This window comes from Sphingomonas sp. BK481 (assembly GCF_014194875.1).
In the GTDB taxonomy this organism is placed as follows: Bacteria; Pseudomonadota; Alphaproteobacteria; order Sphingomonadales; family Sphingomonadaceae; genus Sphingomonas; species Sphingomonas aerolata.
Genome location: NZ_JACIAP010000004.1, coordinates 401,494 through 425,395 on the forward strand (window position 1 = coordinate 401,494; position 23,902 = coordinate 425,395).

Consider the following 23,902-nt stretch of genomic DNA (forward strand, 5'->3'; position numbering starts at 1 on the left):
GGCGGGACACATGGTCTGGCCGAGGCCAGTCCAATGACGACGGAGTATTCGTGAAGGCGACGATCTACCACAACCCGAAATGCTCCAAGTCGCGCGAGGCGCTCGCGCTGTTGCAAGAGGCCGGCGCGGATGTCACGATCGTCGAATATCTGAAGACTCCCCCGTCGCGCGCCGAACTCGTCCGTCTCTATGACCGCGCAGGCATGACGCCACGGCAGGGCCTGCGCATGGCGGAGGACGGCGCAAAGGCGGTCAAGCATGGCGACGCCGAAGCGATCCTCGACGCGATGATGATCGATCCGCTGCTGATCGAGCGTCCGCTGGTCGAGACCGACAAGGGCGTCCGCCTCGGACGGCCCATCGCGCGGCTGCGCGAAATTCTGTGATCGCTGCCCCCGCATCGTGCACATCCCTTCCGGATGCTGTATTTTCGGGCAGGGTTTACGGGTGAATCGGCCGTTGCCCGAAGTGGCGACAACTGGCACGTTTGGTGCAAGGCGCCCTGTAGGGCGTTGGTTTCAACGACAATCGGGGGCGTACCTGTGAAAAAGATCGAAGCCATCATCAAGCCGTTCAAGCTTGATGAGGTGAAGGAAGCGCTGCACGAGATCGGCGTAAGCGGCATCACCGTGACCGAGGCCAAGGGCTTTGGCCGGCAGAAGGGCCATACCGAGCTGTATCGTGGCGCCGAATATGTCGTCGACTTCCTGCCCAAGGTGAAACTCGAGGTCGTCGTCGCGGATGGTCTGGCACAACGCGTCGTCGAAGCGATCGCCGCAGCCGCGCAGACCGGCCGGATTGGCGACGGCAAGATCTTCGTCATTCCCGTTGAAAGCGCGCTGCGTATCCGTACCGGCGAGCGCGACGACGACGCGATTTAACGGCTTTACTGACACCGACTTCATTTGACGCGGCGCAACAATCTGTGGAATTAGCGCGCTGCGCCGCACTATCATTTCCGGCATATCTGCCGACCTATCGAGCAAAGAGGGCTTAGCATCATGGCAAATTCGGCCAACGACGTCCTGAAGATGATCAAGGACCAGGAGATCGAGTGGGTCGATCTGCGCTTTACCGATCCCAAGGGAAAGTGGCAGCATCTCACGATGGTCGCCAGCCTGATCGGCGAAGACGAGCTGACCGACGGCCTGATGTTCGACGGCTCGTCGATCGAGGGCTGGAAGGCGATCAACGAGAGCGACATGACGCTCAAGCCCGATCTCGACGCGGTCTATGTCGATCCGTTCTCGGCGACGCCGATGATGATCCTGATCTGCGACATCGCCGATCCGTCGACCGGCGAGCTCTACGCCCGCGATCCGCGCTCGACCGCCAAGCGCGCCGAGGCGTATCTGCTGACGACCGGCGTCGGCGACACCGTCTATGTCGGCCCCGAGGCCGAATTCTTCATGTTCGACGACGTCCGGTTCGAGAACAGCTATTCGACCAGCTATTACAAGATCGACGACATCGAGCTGCCGGGCAATTCGGGCCGCGAATATGAGGGCGGCAATCTCGGCCACCGTCCGCGCGCCAAGGGTGGCTATTTCCCGGTCGCGCCGGTCGACAGCGCCGTCGACATCCGCGGCGAGATGGTCTCGACGATGATCGAGATGGGCCTTCCTTGCGACAAGCATCACCACGAAGTCGCGGCCGCACAGCATGAGCTGGGCCTGACCTTCGGCACGCTGACGCAGACCGCGGATCGCATGCAGATCTACAAGTACGTCGTCCACCAGGTCGCGCACGCATACGGCAAGACGGCGACGTTCATGCCCAAGCCGATCAAGGAGGACAACGGCTCGGGGATGCACACGCACTTCTCGATCTGGGATGGCAAGACCCCGCTGTTCGCCGGTAACGGCTATGCGGGCCTGTCTGACATGTGCCTGTATTTCATCGGCGGCATCATCAAGCATGCCAAGGCGGTCAACGCGTTCACCAACCCGACGACCAACAGCTACAAGCGCCTCGTCCCCGGCTACGAAGCGCCCGTGCTGCTCGCCTATTCGGCGCGCAACCGCTCGGCATCGTGCCGCATTCCGTACGGCACCGGCCCCAAGGCTAAGCGCGTCGAAGTGCGCTTCCCCGATGCGCTCGCCAACCCGTATCTCGCTTATGCGGCGCTGATGATGGCGGGCATGGACGGCATCCTGAACAAGATCCATCCGGGCGAAGCGATGGACAAGAACCTGTACGACCTGCCGCCCGCAGAACTCGCCCAGGTCCCAACCGTCGCGGGTTCGCTCCGCGAGGCGCTCGACTGCCTGCTCGCGGATCACGACTTCCTGCTCAAGGGCGACGTGTTCTCGAAGGACCAGATCGAGAGCTATGTCGAGATCAAGCGTGCCGAAGTTGCGCGTTGGGAAATGACGCCGAGCCCGGTCGAGTATGACATGTACTACAGCGGCTGAGCCGTGCGGGCCGCACGGCGGTGCGCGAAAGCGCACAGCCGCTGTCGGCCGGCGTCGCCTATGACGACGACCGACGACGTGGCTTCGCCACGGCGCTGACAGAAAAAGGGCGTCCGGAGCAATCCGGGCGCCCTTTCTTCGTTCGAGCATCCCGCGATTTTTGCCCTGCACGGGAAGATCAAATTAGGTTCTGCTCTATGCCCATGTGTCCCCGCGAAGGCGGGGACCCAGTCTGGCCTCCCGCCTTCGCGGGAGAACATGGCTGCGGCGCGCTCAGGCCAGCAGCACGCTGCTCCCGAACGTCTCCCCTGCCTCGAGCGCCCGGTGCGCATCTGCCGCATCCTCCAGCGCGAAGGTCTGGCCGATCTCCGGCTTGAACGCGCCCTGCTTGAGCATCGCGAACACCCGATCGACCATCGCCTGCCGGTGCTCGGCATAATCGAACAGCGTCGGGCGCGTCACGAACAGCGATCCCTTGGCCGCAAGCACGCCAAGATTGACGCCATCGACCACGCCGCCTGCATTGCCGAAGCTGACGATAAGACCCCGCTTGGCCGCACTGTCGAGTGACGCCTGCCACGTTGCGCCGCCGACGCCGTCGAGCACCACGGGCACGCCCTTCCCGCCGGTGATCTCGCGCACGCGTGCGGCGATGTCCTCGGACCGGTGGAGGATGACGTGATCGGCCCCCGCCTTGCGCGTCCGCTCGGCCTTTGCCTCGCTGCCGACGCTGGCGATCACGGTCGCGCCGATCGCCTTCAGCCAGCCGACCAGGATATGCCCGACCCCGCCAGCGGCGGCATGAACGAGGACCGTCTGCCCCGCCTCGACGCGCGCGCAGCGTTCGATGAGGAACTCCGCGGTGCAGCCCTTAAGCAGGATCGCCGCGGCGGTGCGGTCGTCGAGCATGTCAGGCAAATGGAAGAGCTCACCCGCGGGCACGTTGCGCTCGGTGGCGTAGGCCCCGCGGGTCGGGCCGAAGGTGCCGACGCGGTCGCCCGAGGCAAAGCCCGTGACCCCCTCGCCCACCGCCATCACCACGCCGACCGCCTCGCTGCCGAGCCCGGAGGGCAATGCTACCGGATAGACGCCGCTGCGGTGATAGGTGTCGATATAGTTCAGCCCGACCGCGGTGTTGCGCATCCACACCTCGCCCTTGCCCGGCGCGGGCAGGTCGACGTCGTCCCACTGGATCACCTCGGGGCCACCGGTCGTCCTGATTGTCGCTACGCGTGCCATGCCCGTCTCCTGTTGGTCATGACCCTAACTAGGCTCCGCGTTTCGGGTTGCAACCGATCCGCCCGACGCCCATTCCTCTGCAAAACACGATGCGGAGAGGCATGATGAAGAGCTATCTGAAGCAGTATATCGACGGCGCCTGGGTCGACAGCGACGGCGGCCGAATCCACCAGGTCATCGACCCCTCGACCGAACAGCCCTGTACCGAGATCACGCTCGGCACCGCGGCCGATGTCGACAAGGCGGTCGCCGCCGGCCGCGCCGCGTTCGAAAGCTGGAGCCAGACGAGCGTTCAGGAGCGGCTCGACGTGCTCGGCCGAATCATGACCGAGTACAAGGCGCGCATGCCCGATCTGGCCAAGGCGATGTCGCAGGAAATGGGCGCGCCGATGGCGCTCGCATCGGTGGCACAGGCGCCGACCGGCCTCGCGCATTTCTCCGCGACCGCCAAGGCGCTGGCGGCGTTCGAATTCTCCGAAGTCATCGGCAAGGCGACCGTCGTGCACGAACCGCTCGGCGTCGTCGCGATGATCACGCCGTGGAACTGGCCGCTCAACCAGATCTGCGCCAAGGTCGCGCCAGCGCTGGCGGCGGGCGACACGATGATCCTGAAGCCGTCCGAGGAGGCGCCCTCCTGCGCAATCATCCTCGCCGAGATCATGGATGCCGCGGGCGTCCCGGCGGGAGTGTTCAACCTCGTCAACGGCGACGGCCCCGGCGTCGGCGCGGCGCTGTCGAGCCACCGCGACGTCGACATGGTCAGCTTCACCGGGTCGACCCGCGCGGGCATCGCAGTCGCGCAGGCCGCCGCTCCGACGGTCAAGCGCGTTCATCAGGAGTTGGGCGGCAAGGCGGCCAACCTCGTGCTCGAGGGGGCGGACCTTGCCAAAGTCCTGCCGCCGACGGTGGCGGGCGTGCTCGCCAATTCGGGGCAGAGCTGCATCGCGCCGACCCGGCTGCTGGTTCATGCCAGCCAGGTTGCCGAGGCCACCGCGATCGTTAAGACGATGATGGAGCAGACCAAAGTGGGCGACCCTGCCGAAATGGGCCAGCATATCGGCCCCGTCGTCAACAAGGCGCAGTTCGACAAGATCCAGGGGCTGATCCAGTCGGCGATCGACGAGGGTGCGACGCTGGTGACCGGCGGCGTGGGGCGTCCCGACGGGCGCAACGCAGGCTATTACATCCAGCCGACCTTGTTCACCGATGTCCGCCCCGACATGCGGATCGCGCAGGAGGAAACGTTCGGCCCGGTCGCGACGATCACCGCCTATGCCGACCAGGAGGAGGGCATCCGCATCGCCAACGCGACCGAATATGGCCTGTCCGCAACGATCTCGGGCGACCCCGCCGCCGCCGCGAAGGTCGCATCTAAGCTGCGCGCTGGGCTGGTCACGATCAATTCGTGGAGCCCCGACATCGGCGCGCCGTTCGGCGGATACAAGCAATCGGGCAATGGCCGCGAGAATGGCCGCTACGGGCTGACCGACTTCATGGAAGTGAAGACTGTGGTGGGCCTGCCCGGCTGATGCCGCCGACGCCCCCTCCCCCGCGGGAGGGGGCTCAGTGCATCGGCCATACCGCGACGATCAGCGGCGTGCCGACCAGCAGCACCAGCAGCGACAGTGGCGCGCCGAGCCGGGCGTAATCGCTGAACTTGTAGCCGCCCGGCCCCATGACCAGCGTGTTGCACTGATGACCGATCGGCGTGAGGAAGTCGCACCCCGCGCCGACCGCGGTCGCCATCAGAAACGCCTCCGGCCGATAGCCGAGATCTCCCGCAAACGTCGCTGCGATCGGCGCCATCACCAGCACGGTCGCGGCATTGTTCAGGAACGGCGTCACCGCCATCGCTGCCGCCAGGATCAGCGCGACCGCGCCCCAGGGCGGCAGCGTCGATGCGGTCGCGGACAGCCAGGTCGCGATGACATCCGACGCGCCGGTGGTGCGAAGCGAGTCGCTGACCGGGATCAACGCTCCAAGCATGATCAGGATTGGCCATTCGACATGGTCATAGGCCTCGCGCACCGGCAGCACGCCGGTCGCCATGATCAGCCCCGCCGCCGCGAAGAACGCCACCGCCACGGGCACGAACCCCATCGCCGTTGCCCCCATCGCGACGCCGAGGATACCGATCGGCAGCCAGCTGCGCTTCGACACGCCAAGCCGCATTTCGCGCTGTGCCAGCGGCAGGCAGCCCAGGTCGCGCAGCTTGCCGGGTAGCTGCTCGAGCGGCCCCTGCAGGACCAGCACGTCACCCGCGCGCAGCTCGATATTCGCCAGTCTGCGCGACAAATGCTCGCCCTGTCGCGAGATCGCGATCAGATTGACCCCGAACCGCGCCTGCAGCGCAAGCCGCGCCGCGGTCCGGCCCGCCAGCGGCGAACCGACATTGACGACCGCCTCGATCACACCGACCTCATCGTCGTCCGCCTGATCCGCCTTTTCGCGGTCCTCGCCTTCGAGCTTCAGCCGGTCGCGCGCGATCACGCGTTCGAGCGCATCGGGTTCGCCGCCGAGGATGAGTACGTCGCCAGCCCTCAGGTGCGTATGCTCGTTCGGCGCGCTGCGCATGCCCGCACGCAGGATCCGCGTGATCGACACCTCGCCGTCGTGCCGTGCGAGAAAATCCTCGACCGACTCGTCGACCGCGGGGGACGTCTCGGGGATCGCGGCTTCGGTGATATACCCCTTGATATCGAGCGCCTCGCCCATCGTTGGCGCAGCCCGCCGGTCGCGCGGCAGGAGGCGATAGGCGAAGCGCAGATAGATCAGCCCCATCACCGTCAGCCCGAGCCCGACCGGGGTATAATCGAACATCCCGAACGGCTGCCCGGTCATCTGCTCGCGGACGCGGCTGACGATGATGTTGGGCGAGGTACCAACGAGGGTGATGAGACCGCCTAGCAGCGACGCGGTCGCCATCGGCATCAGGAACACCGATGGCGAGGTGTTGTTCTTCTTCGCCATCTGGAACGCCGCAGGCATCAGCATCGCCAGCGCGCCGATATTCTTGACCAGCGCGGACGAGAACCCCACCGACGCCGTCAGCACGACAAGCTGCGACCGCACCCGCGTGACCCGCTTTGCAAGCTTCGCCAGCGCCAGTTCGATCACCCCCGAGCGCTGAACCGCCGCGGAGATGACGAGCGCCGAACCGACGATGATCACGATGTCGTCGGAAAAGCCCTTGAAGGCGTCCTTCGGACTGACGATCCCGAGCGCGATACTCGCGAGCAACGCCAGGATCGCGGTGACGTCATAGCGAAACCGTCCCCAGATGAAGAGCATCATCATGCCGATGAGCGTGGCGATCGAAAGGGATTGGGGAAGGGTCATCTGGCCTCGATATGTGACTGCCGATCAACCAAACCCGAGGAGGCTGGTTCCAACGGAGCAGGGAATCGCCGGGCAATGGCCGGCGGGTTCAATAGTCTTTGGAAATGCGGACGTTCGCACTCTGCCTGCCAAGCGTGGAGATGCTCGACAGCAGCGACAGCCAGCGAGTGACCTGGAACTCGACCTGCGTAGCGCTATAGCCCTGGCCGTCGGTGACGATCTCCGCATAGAGCCGCCGCGTCACATATTTGCCCGCGGCGATCGACGTGCCCTGCCCCGTCTGCGGATCGGCAGGCAGGATGCGCAACCGGTCGAGACCCGCTGCACGCCGCACTGCGTTGATTGGGTTGATCCCGTTGCCGCCGTCCTGCAACGCCGCCACCGCCGCCGCGAGCTGCAGGGCTTCGGGCGCGGACAGGTTGGTGATCGACGTCCCGAACAGCAGCCGCGAGAGCAGCTCGTCCTGCGGCAGCGCGGGCGTGCTCGTGAACCCGATCTCCGGCTTGAGCGCATAGCCCGTGACGCGGATCGAGGCGTTGAGCCCGGTCGAGTCCGCATTCGCCTCGATGTCGAGCGCGGGATTGGCGGGGACGCCGCCATCGAACCGAATGACGCCGCGCGCCAGTTCGAATTCGCGCCCGGCAAATTCGTAATCGCCACGGATCAGCGTCGCACGTCCCGTGATCGCGGGGTTCTGCGGTTCGCCGGCGATCTGGAGATTGGCGGACCATTCGCTCGTCAGCCCCAGTCCGCTGACCATGACCTGGTTCGGCGCGCGGGCCTTGATCGCCAGCGTCCAGGGGCGCGTCGGCACCGCCTTTTCCTCCCCGCCCTCGGGCAGGTTGATTTCCCGGATGTTGAGCTGCGGCACCGCGCTCGCCGCGGTCGCCTGACCTAGCCGGTAGCGACTCTTGTTCATCACCACGTCGCCTGCGATCACGCCGCCTATCCCGTCCGACGTGAACGTCAGCGGCCCCGTCACGGTCGCGCCGATATCATCGCGATTGATCATCACAGCGTTCGCGGCCTGAAGCCGCAGGTCGATGCCGAGCCCGTTCCTAGCCGCGAAATCAAACTGGCCAACCCCCGTCACCCGGCCACCCTTGCCCGCGTCCGCGGCGAAACGGTCGATCACCAGACGCGAGCCGCCGAACCGGCCGCTGGCCTGGACGTTCGACAGGATCGTCCCCGTCGTGCCGCTTTCGATGCGGGCGTTGGTCGCACGGACGACGCCGCGGATCACCGGCGCTTCGAGCGTACCGGCGACGTCCGCGCCGATCGCGACCGGCCCCGACAGGTCGAACAGCTCGACCCCCGTCAGCCGCCACAGCGTGTCCGCGGGCCCGCTGTAGCGCAGCTGTCCGAACAGCCGCGCGCGCGCGATCCGCGTGGCAAGGTCGCCCTCACCAAGCGGCGCAAGCTGCGCCTGTGCGCGCCCGATCGTCTTGCCACCCGAGGCGATCACCGCACGCAGGCCGAGCTTGTCGGCCGACAGAAGCGCCGCGACCCCGACATCGATCGGCCGCGACGACAGCACGAGCCCCGCACGGCTGAGGCCACGGATCGTCACGTCCGCCTTGCCCGTCGGCGGGTTGCCGCCGCTCGTCGCGACGCTGAACGTCCCCGATGCCAGACCGCCAAGCCCGAGTCCGGGATAGCCGATATCGAGGATGGCCAGCGGCATCCGCGTCATGCTCGCGTCGATCGCGCTTGTCGATCCGGTGAAGCGTCCGCCGATCTGCGCCTCGCCCCCCGAGAAGCTCAGCCGCGTCGGTGCGAGGCGCCAGCCATCGCCGTCGCGGGTCACGATCGCGGGGCTCAGCAGGCGCAGCGGCCGCCGGTCGAGCGTCCCTTGCGCGGCGATGCGATAACTGTCGGCGGTCACGTCGGTCACGCTCTCGATATCAAATGCGCGTCCGCGCGACCCGGCAATCGACGCCTTGATCTGCCCCACCCCGCCGCGCAGCGACGCGCTGCCCACCAGCCGCCCGATGCTGAGCGCGCCGCGTTGCAAGCCTGCGCCGGTCGCGGTCGCCTCGATCGAGGTGCCCGCAGGGTCGAGGATCGTGACGAGGTCCATATGACCACGCCGCAAAGTCCAGCCGGCGAGCGTCCCCGCGCGCGCATCGAGGTGCGCCTCGACGCGCTGATTCTCGCCGACCGGCCGGAAAAGCAGTTCACCCGCCAGACCGCCGCCCGCCACCGCGAGCCGCCCGTTGAAGCCGCCATCGACGATCGCGAGCGTCCCCGTCGCGCGGGTCCCGCTGACATCCAGCGCGGCGATCGCGATCGTGGCACCCGCGCCGCGCGGCAGGAGAAGCGTCCCGCCCGCGGTAAAGGGGCCAAGCCGCGAGCCACCCGCAGCGGCAAAAGCATAGCCCTGCGCGGTCGGATCGAGATGCGCCCGCACGTTGGTCAGCCCCAGAGCCGGACTGGGGCTGGCGAGGACGAGGTCGAGCGTCGGCCGCTCGATCCTGCCGTCCAGCGTCAGCGTGACCGGCCCGTAGTTTTGCTGACGGCCACCACCCTCGAACCGGAAACTGCCGTCGCGCCGTCTGTAGCCGTTGCCGCTCAACCGGATCTGCGGCGCGACGAGGACGAGATTGTTGAAATGCAGGACGCCGTCCGTCGTCCGTTCGAGATTGGCGGTGAGCCGCGGCAAACCGCCTGCGAGACTGCGGAAGAAGGCGTTGTCGAGCCGCAGCACCTGTGCCGCGCCCTGCCCGATCACCCGCGTCCCCTTGCCGTTCGGCCCCGGAACGACGCGCAGCGTCGACGTGACGTCGACGATCCCCAGCCCCGGGATCAGATAGCGACCGAGCCGGCCATTCACCCCGACGTCGAACCGCCCGGTGCGCAGATCGACCCGGATGCCGAGCCGTCCGTTGAGCTTGTCGGAGCGCAGCACGAGGTCGTCACCGGTCAACAGCGCAGGCGTAATCCGCAGCCGCCCATCGACCGACAGGTTGCGCAGGATCCCCCCCGCGACATCGCCGACCCCGGTCACGCGGGCGGCGGTGACGCGGATCGGGACGGTCATCGGCGTCGACGACAGACGCCCCTTGCCGGCGATCCGCACGCGATCGAATCCGGTCTTGTCGAAGGTCAGTCGGGCCGCATCGAGGCGGTAGTCGAAGCTGGCGGTCGCGAAGTCACCGTCAAGAAAGGCCCGCAGTTCGATGCCGCTGCCCCCCATCGTCCCGATCAGCGCCGTCGGCCGCAGCAGCCGCGCCTTCACGCGGAAATCGCGAAACGCGTTCGCGCCGAGATCGACGATACCCGTCGTGTCGAGCGAGAGCGCCGGCGACCGCAGCGACAGCCGCCCGTCGAGCCGGCGTTCGACGAACGTCGCGGCGCCATTGACCAGAACCCGCGGCGTCGTGAGCGCTGCGAGCCGTCCGCTGAGCAGCCCCGAGGGGGCGAGCGTTCCCGACAGCGTGTAGCGTCCGCTTGCCTGTGAAAGCGCGAGATCGACCGCGCGCGACGCGCCGACATTACCCTGTGCGCGGCCCGTCCAGCGCGCCCAGCGGCCGTCACCGGTGACGACGAGCGCGACGTTGCTCCGGGCACCGACCATCCGCGCGAGCACCCCGTTCGCCGCACCGCGCGCCGCGACGTCCAGATCGAACCGGTCGCGCGCGGGCTCCGCATCGATCCGCAGCTTGAGCCGGTCGCTGCCCGCGACCAGCGCGTTCACATCGACGAGCGCGCGTCCCGAGCGGATGTCGGCTCGGCCGTCGAGCCGCGCGACGCGGGCGGTGCCGAGCACGCGCGTGTCGAGCAGCAGACGTCCGACCATGAGCCGCCCGATCCGGATGTCGAAATCCGGCAGGATCGGCGTGCGCCTCTTCGACGGTCGCGTGCGCGGGACGTGGAACAGCGTCGCGCGATCGATCGCGAGCCGGCGGATTTCGAGCCGGTTCGAAAACCAGCGGATGGGCGACCAGTCGAGCGCGACACGCGGCGCCTGGAACACGAGCCCGTCGAGATCATAGACGCGCAGATCGGTCAGCCGCGTATCGCCATAGAGCGACCCGTCGATCCGCCCGATCGTGAAACGTAGCCCGTTGGCCGCACGGATCGCGCCGACCCGGTTGGCGACATAGCGGTGGCCGATATCGGTATCGACGATGAGCAGTGCAGCACCCAGGATCGCCACCAGGGCCAGGAATGCCGCCGCAAGCCAGCGCCACCAGCGGCGCCGTGGCACAGGCCGGCCCGGCTCTGTCGCCTCGGTCACGGCGTCGGTCAAAACGCCTGTCCCAGCGATACATAGACCGCGATCCGGCTGTCGCCCGGTTGCGGGTTGATCGGCGTCCCGACATCGAAGCGGATCGGGCCGAAGTTCGAATAATAGCGCACCCCGATCCCCGTGCCATATTGCAGGCCGGTGAATTTGGGCAGCGGCGACGTGTAGATGTTGCCCGCATCAAGGAACGGCACGACCCCGAAATTGCCGAACGCCTTGATCCGCGCCTCGATCGAGAATTCGGTCAGGCTGCGGCCGCCGATCGGATCGTTGTTCGGATCGCGCGGACCGATCGACTGATAGCCATAGCCGCGTATCGACGCGCCGCCGCCGGCATAGAAACGCCGCGACGGTGCCACCTGATCGCGTGGCGCGCCGACGATCGTGCCGAGCCGGGTCCGCCCCGCCAGCACGATCCCGTCGCTGACCGTCCTGTACACGCTCGCGTCGATCTGCGTCCGCGCATAGCCGAACGCCGATCCCTGGAACGACGCCTCCGGGCTCAGCCGCCCGCCAAGCCGGAACCCGCGCGTCGGGTTGAGCAGGTCGTCCGATCCGTCATAATTCAGCGTGGTCGGCAGCGCGCCGATGAAGAAGGTCCGGCGCCGCGGGTCGCCGGTCGACACGATCACGTCGCGTTCGTCCGATGCGATCAGTTCCGCGCCGAGCGACCAGGTCCAGGTCTTCTGGAAGAAGATATTCGTCTGGCGTTCGATGCTGCCGGCCAGCGTGAAGGTCTTGGCCTCATAGGCATCGCGGTTGATATGCACCGCGGAGACCTGCGCGGTCAGCACGCGATCCCGCGCATGGAAGTTGTTCCGCCGATAGACGATCGCGCCAAGCTGCTCCTGCGTCCCGATGACGCTGCGCAGCGTGAGCGCGCCTTCGGGCGGGAACAGGTTGCGATGCGTCCAGCTGACCTCGGCGCGTGCGCCCTCGCCCGTGCCATACCCAAGCTCGCCCGCGACCGTGCGCGGCGGCGCGCGGTCGAGCTTTACGCCGATATCGACGCTGTCGGCGGTGCTGCCGGGGATCGGCCTGACCTCGACCGACGACACCAGACTGGTCTGGACGAGCGCCCGGCGGAGATCGTCCAGCTCGCCCGCGTCATAGGGTTGGCCGGGCGTGAACCGCGCGATTTCCTGCACATGCTCCGCATCGAACACGCGGTTGCCGGGCAGCGCGACGATCCGGCCAAAGCGCTTCTGGCCGCCGGGGACGATCGACAGGTCGAGCGTGGCGGTGCGTGTCGCATGGTCGACGACGATCGCCGGATCGCCGACCTTGGCGAAGGGAAAGCCCTCGCGCCCGATCTGCGTCGTCAGCTTCGCCTCGCCCGCGACGATCGCGTCCGAATTGACCGGGTCGGCAGGCTTGATGCCGAAGGCCTGGGCCAGCGCGGGCGCCTTCTCCCCCGCCGCCGCCAGACCATCGATCGTCACGCCCGTGAAGGTGTAGCGCGTGCCGGGCTCGGCCGAGACGATCACCAGCGGCTTCTGCCCGGGCTCGACCCGGGTGGTGACGCGCGCGTCATAATAGCCCTCGGCGCGCAAAAGGCTGTTGAGCAGGTCGCCGTCCTCGCGCGCGCGGCGATCGAGCTGCGCTGCGTTGGCGACCTCGCCGTCGTTCGCGTTGAGCGTCGAGAGCTGGTCAAACCGCTGTTTCAGCAGCGCGTTTCCAACCGAGTCGATCCCGTCCAGCCGCCAGGAATAGCGCGTCTCGGTCGTCGCATCGGTGTTCGTCGCGACGGTGACCGGGTCATCCGTAGCGGCGGCAAGATCGGGCCAGGCGACGCCGATATCGGGCAGCGGCGCGAGCGGCGACATGGGATCGAGCGACACCGGCGCGTCCGCGGCCGCAGTGCCTTCCTGCGGCGTGGACACGCGTGTCTGGGCGGCGGCGCGCGGGGGCGCCGTCAGCATCGGCACGACAAGGACGGCGGTGGCCGTACCGATCCCGACCCACCCGAAGCGGTACACCATGCTCGCCTCCTAGCCGGGCTTGGCCCCCCGCGACAGTCGTTCGTGACGCATTTTCGCCACGTTTCGTCATGTCATCGAAATACTCTGCCGGACAATCAGCGCGTTGCGCGGTGCATTGTCCGCGTCGGCAGCCGGCACTGGCGTCCGCGCGCGCGACGTGGCAGGTGCGGGACATGGCTGACAAACGTCCGACCGCCGCCGGCGGCTTCCTGATCGCGATGGGCATTCTTGGCGGCGCGGGGGTCGGATTTGCCATCGGCCAGGCCACGCCCGGCCTCCTGATCGGCACCGCGATCGGCGTCACGGCCGCGCTGCTCGTCTGGATCCGCGACCGCCGCTAGGCGGGATCGCGCATCTGCCAGACGACGCGGCCGACAATGTCGACCGAGCCGTCGGGCACCGGCGGCGCGGCAGGATTGTCGCTTGACACGCTGAGCGTCCCATCCCGCAACGCGACCCGCTTGACCATCGTCAGGCCATCGACCCGGATGACGTGAAGGCGTCCGCGCGCGCCCGGCACCGTGGTCGCCATATCGACGATGATGTGATCGCCGTCCTGCAGGCCGGGCTCCATCGATGTTCCCCGGACCCGGATGATCGCCGCCTGCCCGTCGCGCAGCCCGAGCCGCCGCGCCAGCGCGGGGTCGATCACATCGGTGCCCAGCAGCACCTCGTCATCGACCAGCGCGCCCGGCCCGGCCGACGCCTGCACCGCCAGGCGGGCGATCCGAAACCCGGTTCGGCTCGCCCCCGTCTTTCCCCCGCTCCCGCCCAGCACATGGTCCTCGACGCCGAGATACTGTGCGAGCAGCCGGCGATCGTCCTCCGCCAGTCGTCGTGGCGACCCGCGCTTCACATACTGCTGCAGATAGGCCGCGTTGCGTCCCAGCATTGCCGACAGGGCCGCCAGACTGTCCCCGCGCGCAGCCGCAAGCCGTGCCAGCGCTGCTCGGGGATCGGGATCGGACATGCTGAGACCATAGCGCAGGAAAAATCCTAGACAAGTTGGATTTCAAGGAACAGATCGTGAACGGGTAAAGGGAATCACGAGGAGCAAACGATGTCCGTACTGGTCAAGATCAACCGATATCTGCGGCAGACCGACATGGGGGCGGCTACCTTCGGACGGCGTGCGGTGAATGATTCCCGGCTCGTCGCGGATCTCAGACGCGGTCGCCAGCCACGCGCGGGACTGGTCGCGCGGATCGAGGCGTTCATCGCGAACACGTCCGGGCGCGGCCGGTCGTGAGGATGGACCCCCTGCGCGGCCCCGATGTCGCGACGCGGTTGATCCGCGCACTTCACGCCAGTGCCGCAGTATCGGGCGCGTCAATCGAGGTGATCGAGACGGTTTCACGCCCATGGGCGAGCGCGACCTTCTCGGGCGAGCAACATCATCTGGTCATCCTGGCGGATCCCATACCCGGTTTTCGATCGTGGCTTGCCGCCCTGCCCGATGCCGAGCTGCCGCTGCGGGGACACATCCTCGCCGATCTCGCGATCGACATGGTGGAGCAGGTCGGGTTGCGGCTGCGTGTCACCATCGCGGCGTTGACGCTGATCGACGCATAGCCGGGCCTTGGGGCTGGACTTTCGGCCCTGGAAACACGAAGTCGGCGGCCAATGAAGGAGATGACGATGGCAGGCACCGGCGCCGGAATGGGCAAGTTCGAATGGGAGGATCCGTTCCTGCTCGACGACCAGCTGAGCGAAGACGAACGCATGATCCGCGATACCGCGCGCGCCTATGCCGAGGACAAGCTCGCGCCGCGGATCATCGACGCGTTTCAGCACGAACATACCGATCCCGCGATTTTCCGCGAAATGGGTGATCTCGGCCTGCTTGGGCCGACTATCCCAGAGGAATATGGCGGCGTCGGCGCCTCCTATGTCGCGTACGGCCTGGTCGCGCGCGAGGTCGAGCGGATCGACTCGGGCTATCGCTCGATGATGTCGGTCCAGTCGAGCCTGGTGATGTACCCGATCAATGCGTTCGGTTCCGAAGCACAGAAGCGCAAATATCTGCCGAAGCTCGCGACCGGCGAGTTCATCGGCTGCTTCGGGCTGACCGAGCCCGATGCGGGTTCGGACCCCGGCGGCATGACGACGCGCGCGAAGAAGACCGCGAACGGCTATGTCATTTCGGGCGCCAAGACCTGGATCTCCAACTCGCCGATCGCCGACGTATTCGTCGTCTGGGCGAAGTCCGACGAGCATGGCGGCGGCATCCGCGGCTTCATCCTGGAACGCGGGATGAAGGGGCTCGAGACGCCCAAGATCGAGGGCAAGCTGTCGCTGCGGGCGTCGATCACCGGCATGATCCTGATGGACGAGGTCGAGGTCGGCGAGGACGCGTTGCTCCCCGACGTCCAGGGGCTGAAGGGGCCGTTCGGCTGCCTCAACCGCGCGCGCTACGGGATTTCGTGGGGAGCACTCGGTGCGGCGGAGTTCTGCTTCCACGCCGCGCGGCAATATGGCCTCGATCGCAACCAGTTCGGCACCCCGCTCGCCGGGCGGCAGCTCTACCAGAAGAAGCTGGCCGACATGGAGACCGAGATCGCGCTCGGGCTTCAGGCGTCACTACGCGTCGGGCGGCTGATGGACGAGGGACGGTTCGCGCCCGAGATGGTCTCGATCGTCAAGCGCAACAATGTCGGCAAGGCGCTCGACATCGCACGGATGAGCCGGGACATGCACGGCGGCAACGGCATTTCGGGGGAATATCAGGTGATGCGTCACATGATGAACCTCGAGACGGTCAACACCTATGAGGGCGCACACGACGTCCACGCGCTGATCCTCGGCCGCGCGATCACGGGTATTGCGGCGTTTTAGGGTTGACGCGCGGACGGTCCTACCACCCCGGCGAAGGCCGGGGCCCAGTTGGGGGACGGACATTGGCTGACGCTGCGTGTCGCTACTGCAGCCTTCCCAACTGGGCCCCGGCCTCCGCCGGGGTGGTGCTCTAACATGGAAGGCAAACCCTCTCCCCTCGCCGGCCTCAAGGTCGTCGAACTCGCCCGCATCCTCGCCGGCCCCTGGGCCGGCCAGGTGCTCGCCGATCTCGGCGCCGACGTAACCAAGGTCGAGAGCCCCGCCGGCGACGACACCCGGACATGGGGCCCGCCGTTCATCGACAACCCCGACGGCACCAGCGATGCAGCCTATTTCCACGCCGCCAACCGCGGCAAGCGCTCGGTCGTCGCGGACTTCACGACGCCCGAGGGACGGGCTGCGGTTCGTGCGCTGATCGCCGACGCCGATGTCGTGATCGAGAATTTCAAGGTCGGCGGGCTTGCCAGATACGGCCTCGACTATCCGACGCTCGCCGCGATCAATCCACGGCTCGTCTATTGCTCGATCACCGGTTTCGGACAGGACGGACCCTACGCACCGCGCGCGGGCTATGACTTCATCGTCCAGGGCATGAGCGGGATCATGGATCTCACCGGCGAGCCCGATGGGGCGCCGCAAAAGATCGGCGTGGCCTTTGCCGACATCATGACCGGGCTCTATTCGGTGATCGCGATCCAGGCGGCGCTGGCGATGCGTGAGCGGACCGGTCGGGGGCAGCAGATCGACATGGCGCTGCTCGACACGATGACCGGCGTCCTCGCCAATCAGGCGATGAACTGGTTTGCGAGCGGCGTCTCGCCGACGCGGGTCGGCAACGCGCACATGAACGTGTGCCCCTATGCCGTCTTCCCGACCAGCGACGGGTGGTTCATCCTCGCGGTCGGCAATGACGGCCAGTTCCGGCGGTTCTGCGATGCCATGGGCCTGCCCGAAATGCGCGACGATCCGCGGTTCGCGACCAATGCCGGGCGGCTCGCCTTCAAGGACATCTTGTTCGAGAGGATCGAGGCGGCGACGTCACTGGTGCCTAAACTCGAGCTGCTCGCGCGGCTGGAGGCGGTCGGCGTCCCCGCCGGACCGATCAACACCGTCGCGCAGGCGTTCGACGATCCACAGGTGATCGCGCGCGGCATGGCGATCGACGTCGTGCGTCCGGATGGATCGAGCGTGCCGGGTCTCCGCACGCCGATCCGCTTCTCGGATGCCGATCTCGCGACCGGTCATGCGGCACCGATGCTGCCAAGACACCCGTCATCCTAACGAAAGTCAGGATCCAGAGCCACGGACGGTAGCGGTCGTGGCTCTGGATCCTGGGTCTAGCCCAGGATGACGACCGGGATTAGGCGGCGGCCGTCACCGGCTTGCGCGCATACACCCCGTACGCAAGGATCAGCGCGTAGCAGATCGCCGGGAGCAGCAACGCGAAGTGCAGGCTGCCCGACGAGTCCGCGAGCACGCCCGTGAAATAGGGAATGATCGCGCCGCCGACGATCGCCGTGGCGATCACGCCCGACCCCTCGGCTGCGCGCTTGCCAAGGCCTTCGGATGCGAGCGCGAAGATCGTCGGGAACATCACCGAATTCATCAGCCCGATCGACAGCAAGGCCCAACCCGACACGGCACCCTCGGTATTCGCCGAGATCAGGATCAGCGCCAGCGTTCCCGTCGCGACACCGGCCAGAACCTTGCCCGGCGACACCTTGTTGAGGACATAGGCCCCGATGAACCGCCCGATCAGCGCGCCGCCCCAGTAGAAGGGCACGTGCTGACCGGCAGCGACATCGCTCAGGCCCATCACGCTCGGCTGCATCAGGTAATTGACGATCAGCGAGCCGACCGCGACCTCGGCGCCGACATAGAGGAAGATGCACGCCGTCCCCATCGCAAAGCGCGGGCGCTTGAGCAGCGTGAAGGCGTGGAGGATGCTGCCCGTCTGCTCCTGCTCCTCGTTCAGCCGGTTCCGCCGCGTCCAGACGACGGCGGCGACGATCAGCAGCGCGATCGCGAGGCCGATATAGGTGTGCACGACGGTCCGCGACGATTCGGTCCGGTAGGCGTCAAGCGCGGCGCCGGTCAGCGTCGAGGAATCCACCGTCGCGAGACCACCGAGGATGACCGCGGAACCGACATAAGGGAAGATCGTCGTGCCGAGCGAGTTGAACGCCTGCGCGAAGGTCAGCCGGCTCGATGCCGATTTCGGCGCGCCGAGCGCCGAGATCAGCGGGTTGGCGACGACCTGAACGACCGTGATGCCCGCGCCCAGCACGAAAAGCGCGAACAGGAACATCTCGAAGCTGGCCTTGCCCGCCGCCGGGATGAACAACAGGCACCCGACGGTCATCGTCACCAGCCCGATCGAGGCGGTGCGCATATAACCGGCCTTGCGCACGATCGCCGCGGCAGGAATCGAGAACAGCGCATAGGCGAGGAAGAACGCCGACTGGACCAGCATCGCGGTCGCATGGTCGAGCGTGAACAGCTCCTTCATCTTGGGAATGATGATGTCGTTCAGCGAGGTGATGCCGCCGAAGATGAAGAAGAGGGCGAAGACGAAGACGCGCAGGTCGGGGGCGTCGTAACCGTGATTGGCATCGCCCTCTGCGGCGGCGCCTCCCGCGGCGGCGGTGTGATGGGTGTCGACATGCATGATAGATTGCGCCCTCTCGCGGTCTTGTTGGGCGGCGGCATAAGCCGGGGCGACCGCGCGTGGCAATGGCAGAGGCGCGTTCGCGCGCCCGGTTGCGGCGTGCCACCCGTCGATTGCCGCGCTTTCGGGCTTCGGGTATGCCGTTTGCAAACGCGACAAGGGAGAGCATGAGATGGCGACCGCAGCGCTGCGCAATTCGACGGTTTCACCCGCGGAATGGGAAGCCCGCCAGCAGCTTGCCGCCTGCTACCGGGTCTTCGACATGCTCGGCTGGTCCGAGATGATCTACAACCACATCACGTTGAAGATCCCCGGCGAGGACGGCGCGTTCCTGATCAACCCGTTCGGGCTGCATTTCAGCGAGGTGACCGCGTCGAGCCTCGTCAAGATCGACATCGACGGCAACAAGCTCGACCAGAACCCCTATCCGGTCAATCTCGCGGGCTTCACGCAGCACGCGCTGTTCCACAAGCACCTGCCCGACGCGCATTGCATCATGCACACGCACACCACCGCGGGGATGGCGGTCAGCGCGGTCGAGGGCGGGCTTCAGCCGACCAATTTCTATGCGTGCAACTTCATCGGCCAGATCGCCTATCATGATTTCGAAGGCGTCACCGTCCGATCCGAAGAGGGCGAACGGCTGATCGAGCATCTCGGCGACAATCGCGTGATGCTGCTGCGCAATCACGGCATCCTGGTCATGGGCCGGACGCTGCCCGAGGCGTTCATCAAGCACTGGTCGCTGCAGCGCGCCTGCGAGATCCAGGTCGCAACGGCGTCGATGGGCACGCCGATCCTGATCCCCGACGATGTGGTCAAGGTGCACCAGCGCGATCTCGGCAAGGTCTCGCTGCCCGGTGGTGCGGGCAAGGCGGATTTCGAGGCGATGGTCCGGCTGGTCGACAAGCGCGACACGAGCTGGCGGCAATAGCCCCCTCCCCTCCGCCCGGGGGATCGGCTAGCGCGCGGGGATGACCCGCTTCACCGTCAACAACCAGGCGATCGAATATCGGCTCGATCCCGCGACGCCGCTGCTCTGGGCGCTGCGCGACGCGTCGAACCTGACGGGGACCAAATATGGCTGCGGCACCGGCCATTGCGGCGCCTGCACGGTCGATATTGACGGTCGTGCGGTGCGCAGCTGCCGTGTGCCGATCGGGTCGATCGAGGGGCGCTACGTCACCACGATCGAGGGGCTGTCGCACGAACGCAACCACCCGCTGCAGCTCGCCTTCATCGCCGAAGCGGTGCCGCAATGCGGCTTCTGCATCCCCGGCATGATCATGGCCGCCGCCGCACTGCTGAAACGCGATGCAAACCCGAGCGAGGCGGTGATCCGCGAACAGATCACCAATCTGTGCCGCTGCGGCGTCTATCCGCGCGTTGTCGAGGCGATCCAGCGCGCGGGCCGCGCGACCCGCGGCGAGGAAGTCCTGCCCGCCGGCCCCCGCCCCGGAATCGACCCGGCGGATTCCGCACGGCTCGTTCCCGCGTTCGTCCCGCCGCCCGCGCGCTAGGTCGCCCGCGCACGAATCCTGTCGGATCGCTGACCAAGCCATTCAGCGTCGCCTCACGCCCGTAAGGCTAGACGGGGTGCACCATAGGAGCCGGCTCGTGCGCCGGCAGTCGAGGACGACGGCAATGACGCGGAGTTTCCTGAAGATCTTGCTCGTGGCATCCGCACTGGTGCCGGTTGCCGCACAGGCGCAGCGGTTCGGTGCCGAGGCGCCGGGGAATGGCGAGATGCGCGGTGATTGGGGCGATCGCGGCGATCGCGGCGATCGTCCGCAACGTCCCGACCGGGGGGCGATCGTGCAGGGCACGGCACGCGGCGATACGCCCGATGCGCGCAACGGCCGACCGGACGGCCCCCGCCAGGACTGGAATGCACGTATGGGGTCGGACCGGCAGGCCGACCAGGTTCGCGAGAACTGGGTTCGCGGTAACGCGCAGCGTGATGCCGCCCGCCAGGACGTCCGAAACGACCGCCGCGGTCAGCCCGATCGCGCGCGCTTTGACGGGCGGTTCAATGGGCGCCCCGGCGAAGACCGCGGCTATCGTGACGATCCACGCGGGCGCGACGACCTTCGCGGCCGCCCGGATGGGCGTGGGCGCGACGACTGGCGTGGCCGCGACGGCGATCGGGATCGGGGCGGCTTTCGCAACGGCCAGCATTTCGGCGGCTACGGCACCGTCCAGGGCTATGGCCGCGGCGGATATGGCCAGCGCGGGGCGTGGAACCGCGGCTGGCGCAGTGACAATCGCTATGGCTGGAGCGACTATCGCGCGAGCAACCGCGGCGCCTACCGCCTGCCGCGCTATTATGCGCCGAACGGGTGGGGCTCGGGCTATCGCCGCTTCGGCATCGGCTTTTCGCTGAACAGCGTCCTGTACAACCAGAATTACTGGATCCAGGATCCCTACACCTATCGCCTGCCCGAGGCTTACGGCCCGTATCGCTGGGTCCGCTATTACAACGACGCGCTGCTCGTCGATCTCGACAGCGGACGGGTGGTCGACACGGTCTACGACATCTTCTGGTAGGCGCATCGCGGCACGACGGGCGACCGCGCGCGTCGTGCCGTACCCGTTGCGCCCCCCTTGCGTTTCGCGGACGGCTGCGCAAATTCGGATCCATGGGTTTATTCACCAAAGCCAAGCCGCAGGATCCGATGGCGCCGACACGGCAGGCGGCTGGCGCCAGCGTCGCCGCGCGGCTCGACGCCAATCCGAAGGTCCAGCGGGTCGCGATCGACGGGGTGCAATTCTATCACCACGCCAACTTCCTCGACGCCGCGACCTGTCGCGCGCTCATCGCGCTGATTGATTCGAAGCGGCGACCGTCGACGCTGCTGTCCGACCGCCCGAACAGCAGTTTCCGCACGTCGGAGAGCTGCGACATGGATCGCTGGTCCCCCGATGTGCAACCCACCGACGAGGCGATCGCCGCGCTGCTCGGCATCGACCTGCCGCATGGCGAAACGATGCAGGGGCAGCGTTACGCCCCCGGCCAGCAATTCCGCGCGCATCACGATTATTTCCACGCCAGCGAAAGCTATTGGGACAAGATGCAGGAACAGGGCGGCCAGCGCACTTGGACCGCGATGGTCTATCTGAACGACGTGCCCGAGGGCGGCGCCACGTGGTTCCCGCAGGCAGGCGTCAAGGTCGCGCCCAAGCGCGGGCTTCTGCTCGCGTGGAACAACATGAGCCCGGACGGCAGCCCCAACGGCCTGACGCTCCACGAAGGCATGCCGGTGGTCGAGGGCGTCAAATACATCGTCACGAAATGGTTTCGCGAACGCCCCTGGATCAAGTGACGCCCCTCCCCCGTCGGCGGAGGATCGCCTGCCCGCTTCGGTGAACCCGCTCGACAATCCCCCCGCAGCCACTACCTCCGGCGCATGACAGTTCTCGGCGTAACCTCCTCGATCCTCGGCCAGCCCTGGCGCTGGCGCTCGCTCGCCGCAGACGCGCGCGACGGGTTTGGCGGCGACGATCTGGTGACCCAGCTCCTTCTCGCACGCGGCTGCCCGCGCGAGGCGCTCGACGCGCACCGCACGCCGTCGATCCGCGCGTTCATGCCCGACCCGTCGATCTTCCGCGACATGGACCGCGCCGCCGACCGGCTCGCCGATGCGGTGCAGGCGGGCGAACAGGTCGCGATCTTCGGCGATTACGACGTCGACGGCGCGACCTCCGCCGCGCTGATGATCCTCGTGCTCCGCGATCTGGGGATCGAGGCGCGCGCCTATATCCCCGACCGCCTGCTCGAGGGCTATGGCCCGTCGGGCGAGGCCATGGTCCGGCTCGCAGGCGAAGGCGCCTCGCTGATCGTCACCGTCGACTGCGGCGCGCAGGCGTTCGACGCGCTCGATGCCGCGCGCGATGCAAAGGTCGACGTGATCGTGATCGATCACCACAAATGCTCGACTGCGCTCCCGCACGCATTGGCGCTCATCAATCCCAACCGGCTCGACGAGGACGAGGGCGCCGCACACGGCCATCTCGCTGCGGTCGGCATGTGCTTCCTCGCTGCTGCCGCGCTCGTCCGCACGCTGCGCACGCGCGGCTTCTTTGAGAACCGCGCCGAGCCCAAGCTCATCGACCGGCTCGACATCGTCGCGCTCGGCACCGTCGCCGACGTCGCGCAGTTGCGCGGGCTCAACCGTGCGTTCGTCGCGCAAGGGCTGAAGGTCATGGGCGCGCGCCGCAACATCGGCGTCGCGGCGCTGATCGCGGCGTCGCGGCTGACGCGCAACCCGACCTGCACCGACCTCGGCTTCGCACTCGGGCCGCGGATCAACGCCGGCGGGCGCGTCGGCCGCGCCGATCTCGGCGTCCGCCTGCTGACCACGCAGGACCCCGACGAGGCGCGCGGGATCGCCGAGGAGCTCGACCGTCTCAACGAGGAACGCCGCGCGATCGAGACCGCGGTGCAGGAGGCCGCCGACCTGCTCGCCAGTCGCGACCGCAGCGTCTCGGTCGTCGCCGGACAGGGCTGGCATCCCGGCGTCATCGGCATCGTCGCGGGTCGCCTGAAGGAAAAGCTCGGTCGGCCCGCGATCGTCATCGCGATCGACGAACACGGCATCGGCAAGGGATCGGGCCGGTCGATCCCGGGCGTCGATCTCGGCGCGGCGGTCATGGCGGCGCGCGAGCAGGGCCTGCTCGTGTCGGGGGGCGGCCACGCGATGGCGGCCGGACTGACGATCGCAGAAGCGGCGATCCCGGCCTTTGCCGATTTCCTCGAGGAGCGGCTCGCCGCGGCGGTGGCGCAGTCGAATGACGGCCGCGCACTGCTGCTCGATGCTGTTCTTGCCGCGGGCGGGGTCAATCCTGCGCTGGTCGAATCGATGGACGCAGGCGGCCCCTATGGGATGGGCTGGCCCGCACCGCGCGTTGCGATGGGGCCGGTCCGCGTGATCAAGGCGGATGTGGTAGGCAATGGCCATGTCCGCACGATCGTCGCGGGCGACGATGGCCGTAGCGTCAAGGCGATGGCGTTCCGCGCCGCCGAGACGCCGCTCGGCCAGGCGCTGCTCGGCGCGGCCCCGCACCGCAAGCTCTGGCTCGCGGGTCGCGCCAAGATCGACGACTGGGCATCGCGCCCCGCAGCAGAATTGCACGTCGAAGATGCTGCTTGGGCCGATTGAAGGGTTGACGGGCCAGC

20 protein-coding genes are annotated in these 23,902 nt (G+C 67.4%); 14 read left to right on the plus strand and 6 right to left on the minus strand.

Going from position 1 to position 23,902, the window contains the following annotated elements:
* The first annotated feature begins 50 nt into the window (after window positions 1-50).
* The 3 genes from FHY04_RS10960 (at window position 51) to glnA (ending at window position 2,414) form a co-directional block, all read left to right on the plus strand.
* The gene (locus FHY04_RS10960) at window positions 51-386 is read left to right on the plus strand and encodes an arsenate reductase family protein (RefSeq protein ID WP_183936401.1); all 336 of its coding nucleotides are present in this window, start codon (window positions 51-53) and stop codon (window positions 384-386) included.
* Window positions 387-542: 156 nt separating this feature from the next.
* Window positions 543-881 carry a P-II family nitrogen regulator gene (locus FHY04_RS10965; RefSeq protein ID WP_031394505.1) on the plus strand — a complete coding sequence of 113 codons (339 nt, stop codon included), beginning with the start codon at window positions 543-545 and terminating at the stop codon, window positions 879-881.
* A gap of 120 nt (window positions 882-1,001) precedes the next feature.
* Window positions 1,002-2,414, plus strand: coding sequence for a type I glutamate--ammonia ligase (glnA, locus tag FHY04_RS10970; RefSeq protein WP_031394506.1), 1,413 nt, complete (start codon window positions 1,002-1,004; stop codon window positions 2,412-2,414).
* 273 nt (window positions 2,415-2,687) lie between these two features.
* On the opposite strand, the gene FHY04_RS10975 is transcribed toward glnA, so the two are convergent.
* Window positions 2,688-3,653, minus strand: coding sequence for a quinone oxidoreductase (locus FHY04_RS10975; RefSeq protein WP_183936402.1), 966 nt, complete (start codon window positions 3,651-3,653; stop codon window positions 2,688-2,690).
* 104 nt (window positions 3,654-3,757) lie between these two features.
* On the opposite strand from FHY04_RS10975, the gene FHY04_RS10980 reads away from it, so the two are divergent.
* Window positions 3,758-5,182 carry an aldehyde dehydrogenase family protein gene (locus tag FHY04_RS10980; RefSeq protein ID WP_183936455.1) on the plus strand — a complete coding sequence of 475 codons (1,425 nt, stop codon included), beginning with the start codon at window positions 3,758-3,760 and terminating at the stop codon, window positions 5,180-5,182.
* Between the two features lie 34 nt (window positions 5,183-5,216).
* On the opposite strand, the gene FHY04_RS10985 is transcribed toward FHY04_RS10980, so the two are convergent.
* The 3 genes from FHY04_RS10985 to FHY04_RS10995 all read right to left on the minus strand — a co-directional run bounded on the left by FHY04_RS10985 (window position 5,217) and on the right by FHY04_RS10995 (window position 13,223).
* A complete protein-coding gene (locus FHY04_RS10985; RefSeq protein WP_244648839.1) occupies window positions 5,217-6,950 on the minus strand; it encodes an SLC13 family permease in 1,734 nt (577 codons plus the stop codon).
* A gap of 130 nt (window positions 6,951-7,080) precedes the next feature.
* Window positions 7,081-11,244, minus strand: a complete 4,164-nt coding sequence (locus FHY04_RS10990; RefSeq protein ID WP_221211733.1) for a translocation/assembly module TamB domain-containing protein — start codon at window positions 11,242-11,244, stop codon at window positions 7,081-7,083.
* Complete coding sequence (locus FHY04_RS10995) at window positions 11,241-13,223, minus strand: autotransporter assembly complex family protein (RefSeq protein WP_183936403.1); 1,983 nt, start codon at window positions 13,221-13,223, stop codon at window positions 11,241-11,243. Before FHY04_RS10995 ends, FHY04_RS10990 begins: the two co-directional genes overlap by 4 nt.
* Before the next feature lie 173 nt (window positions 13,224-13,396).
* On the opposite strand from FHY04_RS10995, the gene FHY04_RS11000 reads away from it, so the two are divergent.
* The gene (locus FHY04_RS11000; protein WP_183936460.1) at window positions 13,397-13,564 is read left to right on the plus strand and encodes a hypothetical protein; all 168 of its coding nucleotides are present in this window, start codon (window positions 13,397-13,399) and stop codon (window positions 13,562-13,564) included.
* On the opposite strand, the gene FHY04_RS11005 is transcribed toward FHY04_RS11000, so the two are convergent.
* Window positions 13,561-14,193, minus strand: a complete 633-nt coding sequence (locus FHY04_RS11005) for a S24 family peptidase (RefSeq protein ID WP_183936404.1) — start codon at window positions 14,191-14,193, stop codon at window positions 13,561-13,563. The two genes, FHY04_RS11000 and FHY04_RS11005, sit on opposite strands and share 4 nt — an antisense overlap.
* A 90-nt stretch (window positions 14,194-14,283) precedes the next feature.
* Here FHY04_RS11005 and FHY04_RS11010 point away from each other — a divergent pair, with 90 nt between their 5' ends.
* The 4 genes from FHY04_RS11010 (at window position 14,284) to FHY04_RS11025 (ending at window position 17,339) form a co-directional block, all read left to right on the plus strand.
* Window positions 14,284-14,472: a hypothetical protein gene (locus FHY04_RS11010; protein WP_031438885.1), complete on the plus strand. Its 189-nt coding sequence runs from the start codon at window positions 14,284-14,286 to the stop codon at window positions 14,470-14,472.
* A complete protein-coding gene (locus tag FHY04_RS11015; protein WP_221211734.1) occupies window positions 14,469-14,795 on the plus strand; it encodes a hypothetical protein in 327 nt (108 codons plus the stop codon). The genes FHY04_RS11010 and FHY04_RS11015 overlap by 4 nt, the downstream gene beginning before the upstream one ends.
* A gap of 66 nt (window positions 14,796-14,861) precedes the next feature.
* Window positions 14,862-16,058: an acyl-CoA dehydrogenase gene (locus tag FHY04_RS11020; protein ID WP_260171445.1), complete on the plus strand. Its 1,197-nt coding sequence runs from the start codon at window positions 14,862-14,864 to the stop codon at window positions 16,056-16,058.
* 135 nt (window positions 16,059-16,193) lie between these two features.
* A complete protein-coding gene (locus tag FHY04_RS11025) occupies window positions 16,194-17,339 on the plus strand; it encodes a CaiB/BaiF CoA-transferase family protein (RefSeq protein WP_183936406.1) in 1,146 nt (381 codons plus the stop codon).
* 79 nt (window positions 17,340-17,418) lie between these two features.
* Here the strand turns inward: FHY04_RS11025 and FHY04_RS11030 are convergent, their stop codons facing one another.
* The gene (locus tag FHY04_RS11030; RefSeq protein WP_031393684.1) at window positions 17,419-18,726 is read right to left on the minus strand and encodes a sugar MFS transporter; all 1,308 of its coding nucleotides are present in this window, start codon (window positions 18,724-18,726) and stop codon (window positions 17,419-17,421) included.
* A 172-nt stretch (window positions 18,727-18,898) separates the two neighbouring features.
* Between FHY04_RS11030 and FHY04_RS11035 the strand changes: the two genes are divergently transcribed.
* From FHY04_RS11035 to recJ, 5 genes are all read left to right on the plus strand, one after another.
* Complete coding sequence (locus FHY04_RS11035) at window positions 18,899-19,660, plus strand: class II aldolase/adducin family protein (protein WP_183936407.1); 762 nt, start codon at window positions 18,899-18,901, stop codon at window positions 19,658-19,660.
* A 40-nt stretch (window positions 19,661-19,700) separates the two neighbouring features.
* Window positions 19,701-20,246, plus strand: coding sequence for a (2Fe-2S)-binding protein (locus tag FHY04_RS11040; protein ID WP_183936408.1), 546 nt, complete (start codon window positions 19,701-19,703; stop codon window positions 20,244-20,246).
* A gap of 124 nt (window positions 20,247-20,370) precedes the next feature.
* The gene (locus FHY04_RS11045; protein ID WP_183936409.1) at window positions 20,371-21,273 is read left to right on the plus strand and encodes an RcnB family protein; all 903 of its coding nucleotides are present in this window, start codon (window positions 20,371-20,373) and stop codon (window positions 21,271-21,273) included.
* A gap of 92 nt (window positions 21,274-21,365) precedes the next feature.
* Entirely contained in the window at window positions 21,366-22,049 is a 684-nt protein-coding gene (locus FHY04_RS11050) for a 2OG-Fe(II) oxygenase (RefSeq protein WP_056406126.1), read from the plus strand.
* Window positions 22,050-22,133: 84 nt separating this feature from the next.
* Window positions 22,134-23,885, plus strand: a complete 1,752-nt coding sequence (recJ, locus tag FHY04_RS11055; protein WP_183936410.1) for a single-stranded-DNA-specific exonuclease RecJ — start codon at window positions 22,134-22,136, stop codon at window positions 23,883-23,885.
* Window positions 23,886-23,902 lie beyond the last annotated feature (17 nt).

What these genes read in the sequence shown, in the direction of transcription:
- glnA (WP_031394506.1), top strand. Translation starts at nt 1,002, where the DNA reads ATGGCAAATTCGGCCAACGACGTCCTGAAGATGATCAAGGACCAGGAG.
- FHY04_RS10975 (WP_183936402.1), bottom strand. Translation starts at nt 3,653, where the DNA reads ATGGCACGCGTAGCGACAATCAGGACGACCGGTGGCCCCGAGGTGATC.
- FHY04_RS10980 (WP_183936455.1), top strand. Translation starts at nt 3,758, where the DNA reads ATGAAGAGCTATCTGAAGCAGTATATCGACGGCGCCTGGGTCGACAGC.
- FHY04_RS10985 (WP_244648839.1), bottom strand. Translation starts at nt 6,950, where the DNA reads ATGATGATGCTCTTCATCTGGGGACGGTTTCGCTATGACGTCACCGCG.
- FHY04_RS10995 (WP_183936403.1), bottom strand. Translation starts at nt 13,223, where the DNA reads ATGGTGTACCGCTTCGGGTGGGTCGGGATCGGTACGGCCACCGCCGTC.
- FHY04_RS11000 (WP_183936460.1), top strand. Translation starts at nt 13,397, where the DNA reads ATGGCTGACAAACGTCCGACCGCCGCCGGCGGCTTCCTGATCGCGATG.
- FHY04_RS11005 (WP_183936404.1), bottom strand. Translation starts at nt 14,193, where the DNA reads ATGTCCGATCCCGATCCCCGAGCAGCGCTGGCACGGCTTGCGGCTGCG.
- FHY04_RS11010 (WP_031438885.1), top strand. Translation starts at nt 14,284, where the DNA reads ATGTCCGTACTGGTCAAGATCAACCGATATCTGCGGCAGACCGACATG.
- FHY04_RS11020 (WP_260171445.1), top strand. Translation starts at nt 14,862, where the DNA reads ATGGCAGGCACCGGCGCCGGAATGGGCAAGTTCGAATGGGAGGATCCG.
- FHY04_RS11025 (WP_183936406.1), top strand. Translation starts at nt 16,194, where the DNA reads ATGGAAGGCAAACCCTCTCCCCTCGCCGGCCTCAAGGTCGTCGAACTC.
- FHY04_RS11030 (WP_031393684.1), bottom strand. Translation starts at nt 18,726, where the DNA reads ATGCATGTCGACACCCATCACACCGCCGCCGCGGGAGGCGCCGCCGCA.
- FHY04_RS11035 (WP_183936407.1), top strand. Translation starts at nt 18,899, where the DNA reads ATGGCGACCGCAGCGCTGCGCAATTCGACGGTTTCACCCGCGGAATGG.
- FHY04_RS11040 (WP_183936408.1), top strand. Translation starts at nt 19,701, where the DNA reads ATGACCCGCTTCACCGTCAACAACCAGGCGATCGAATATCGGCTCGAT.
- FHY04_RS11045 (WP_183936409.1), top strand. Translation starts at nt 20,371, where the DNA reads ATGACGCGGAGTTTCCTGAAGATCTTGCTCGTGGCATCCGCACTGGTG.
- FHY04_RS11050 (WP_056406126.1), top strand. Translation starts at nt 21,366, where the DNA reads ATGGGTTTATTCACCAAAGCCAAGCCGCAGGATCCGATGGCGCCGACA.
- recJ (WP_183936410.1), top strand. Translation starts at nt 22,134, where the DNA reads ATGACAGTTCTCGGCGTAACCTCCTCGATCCTCGGCCAGCCCTGGCGC.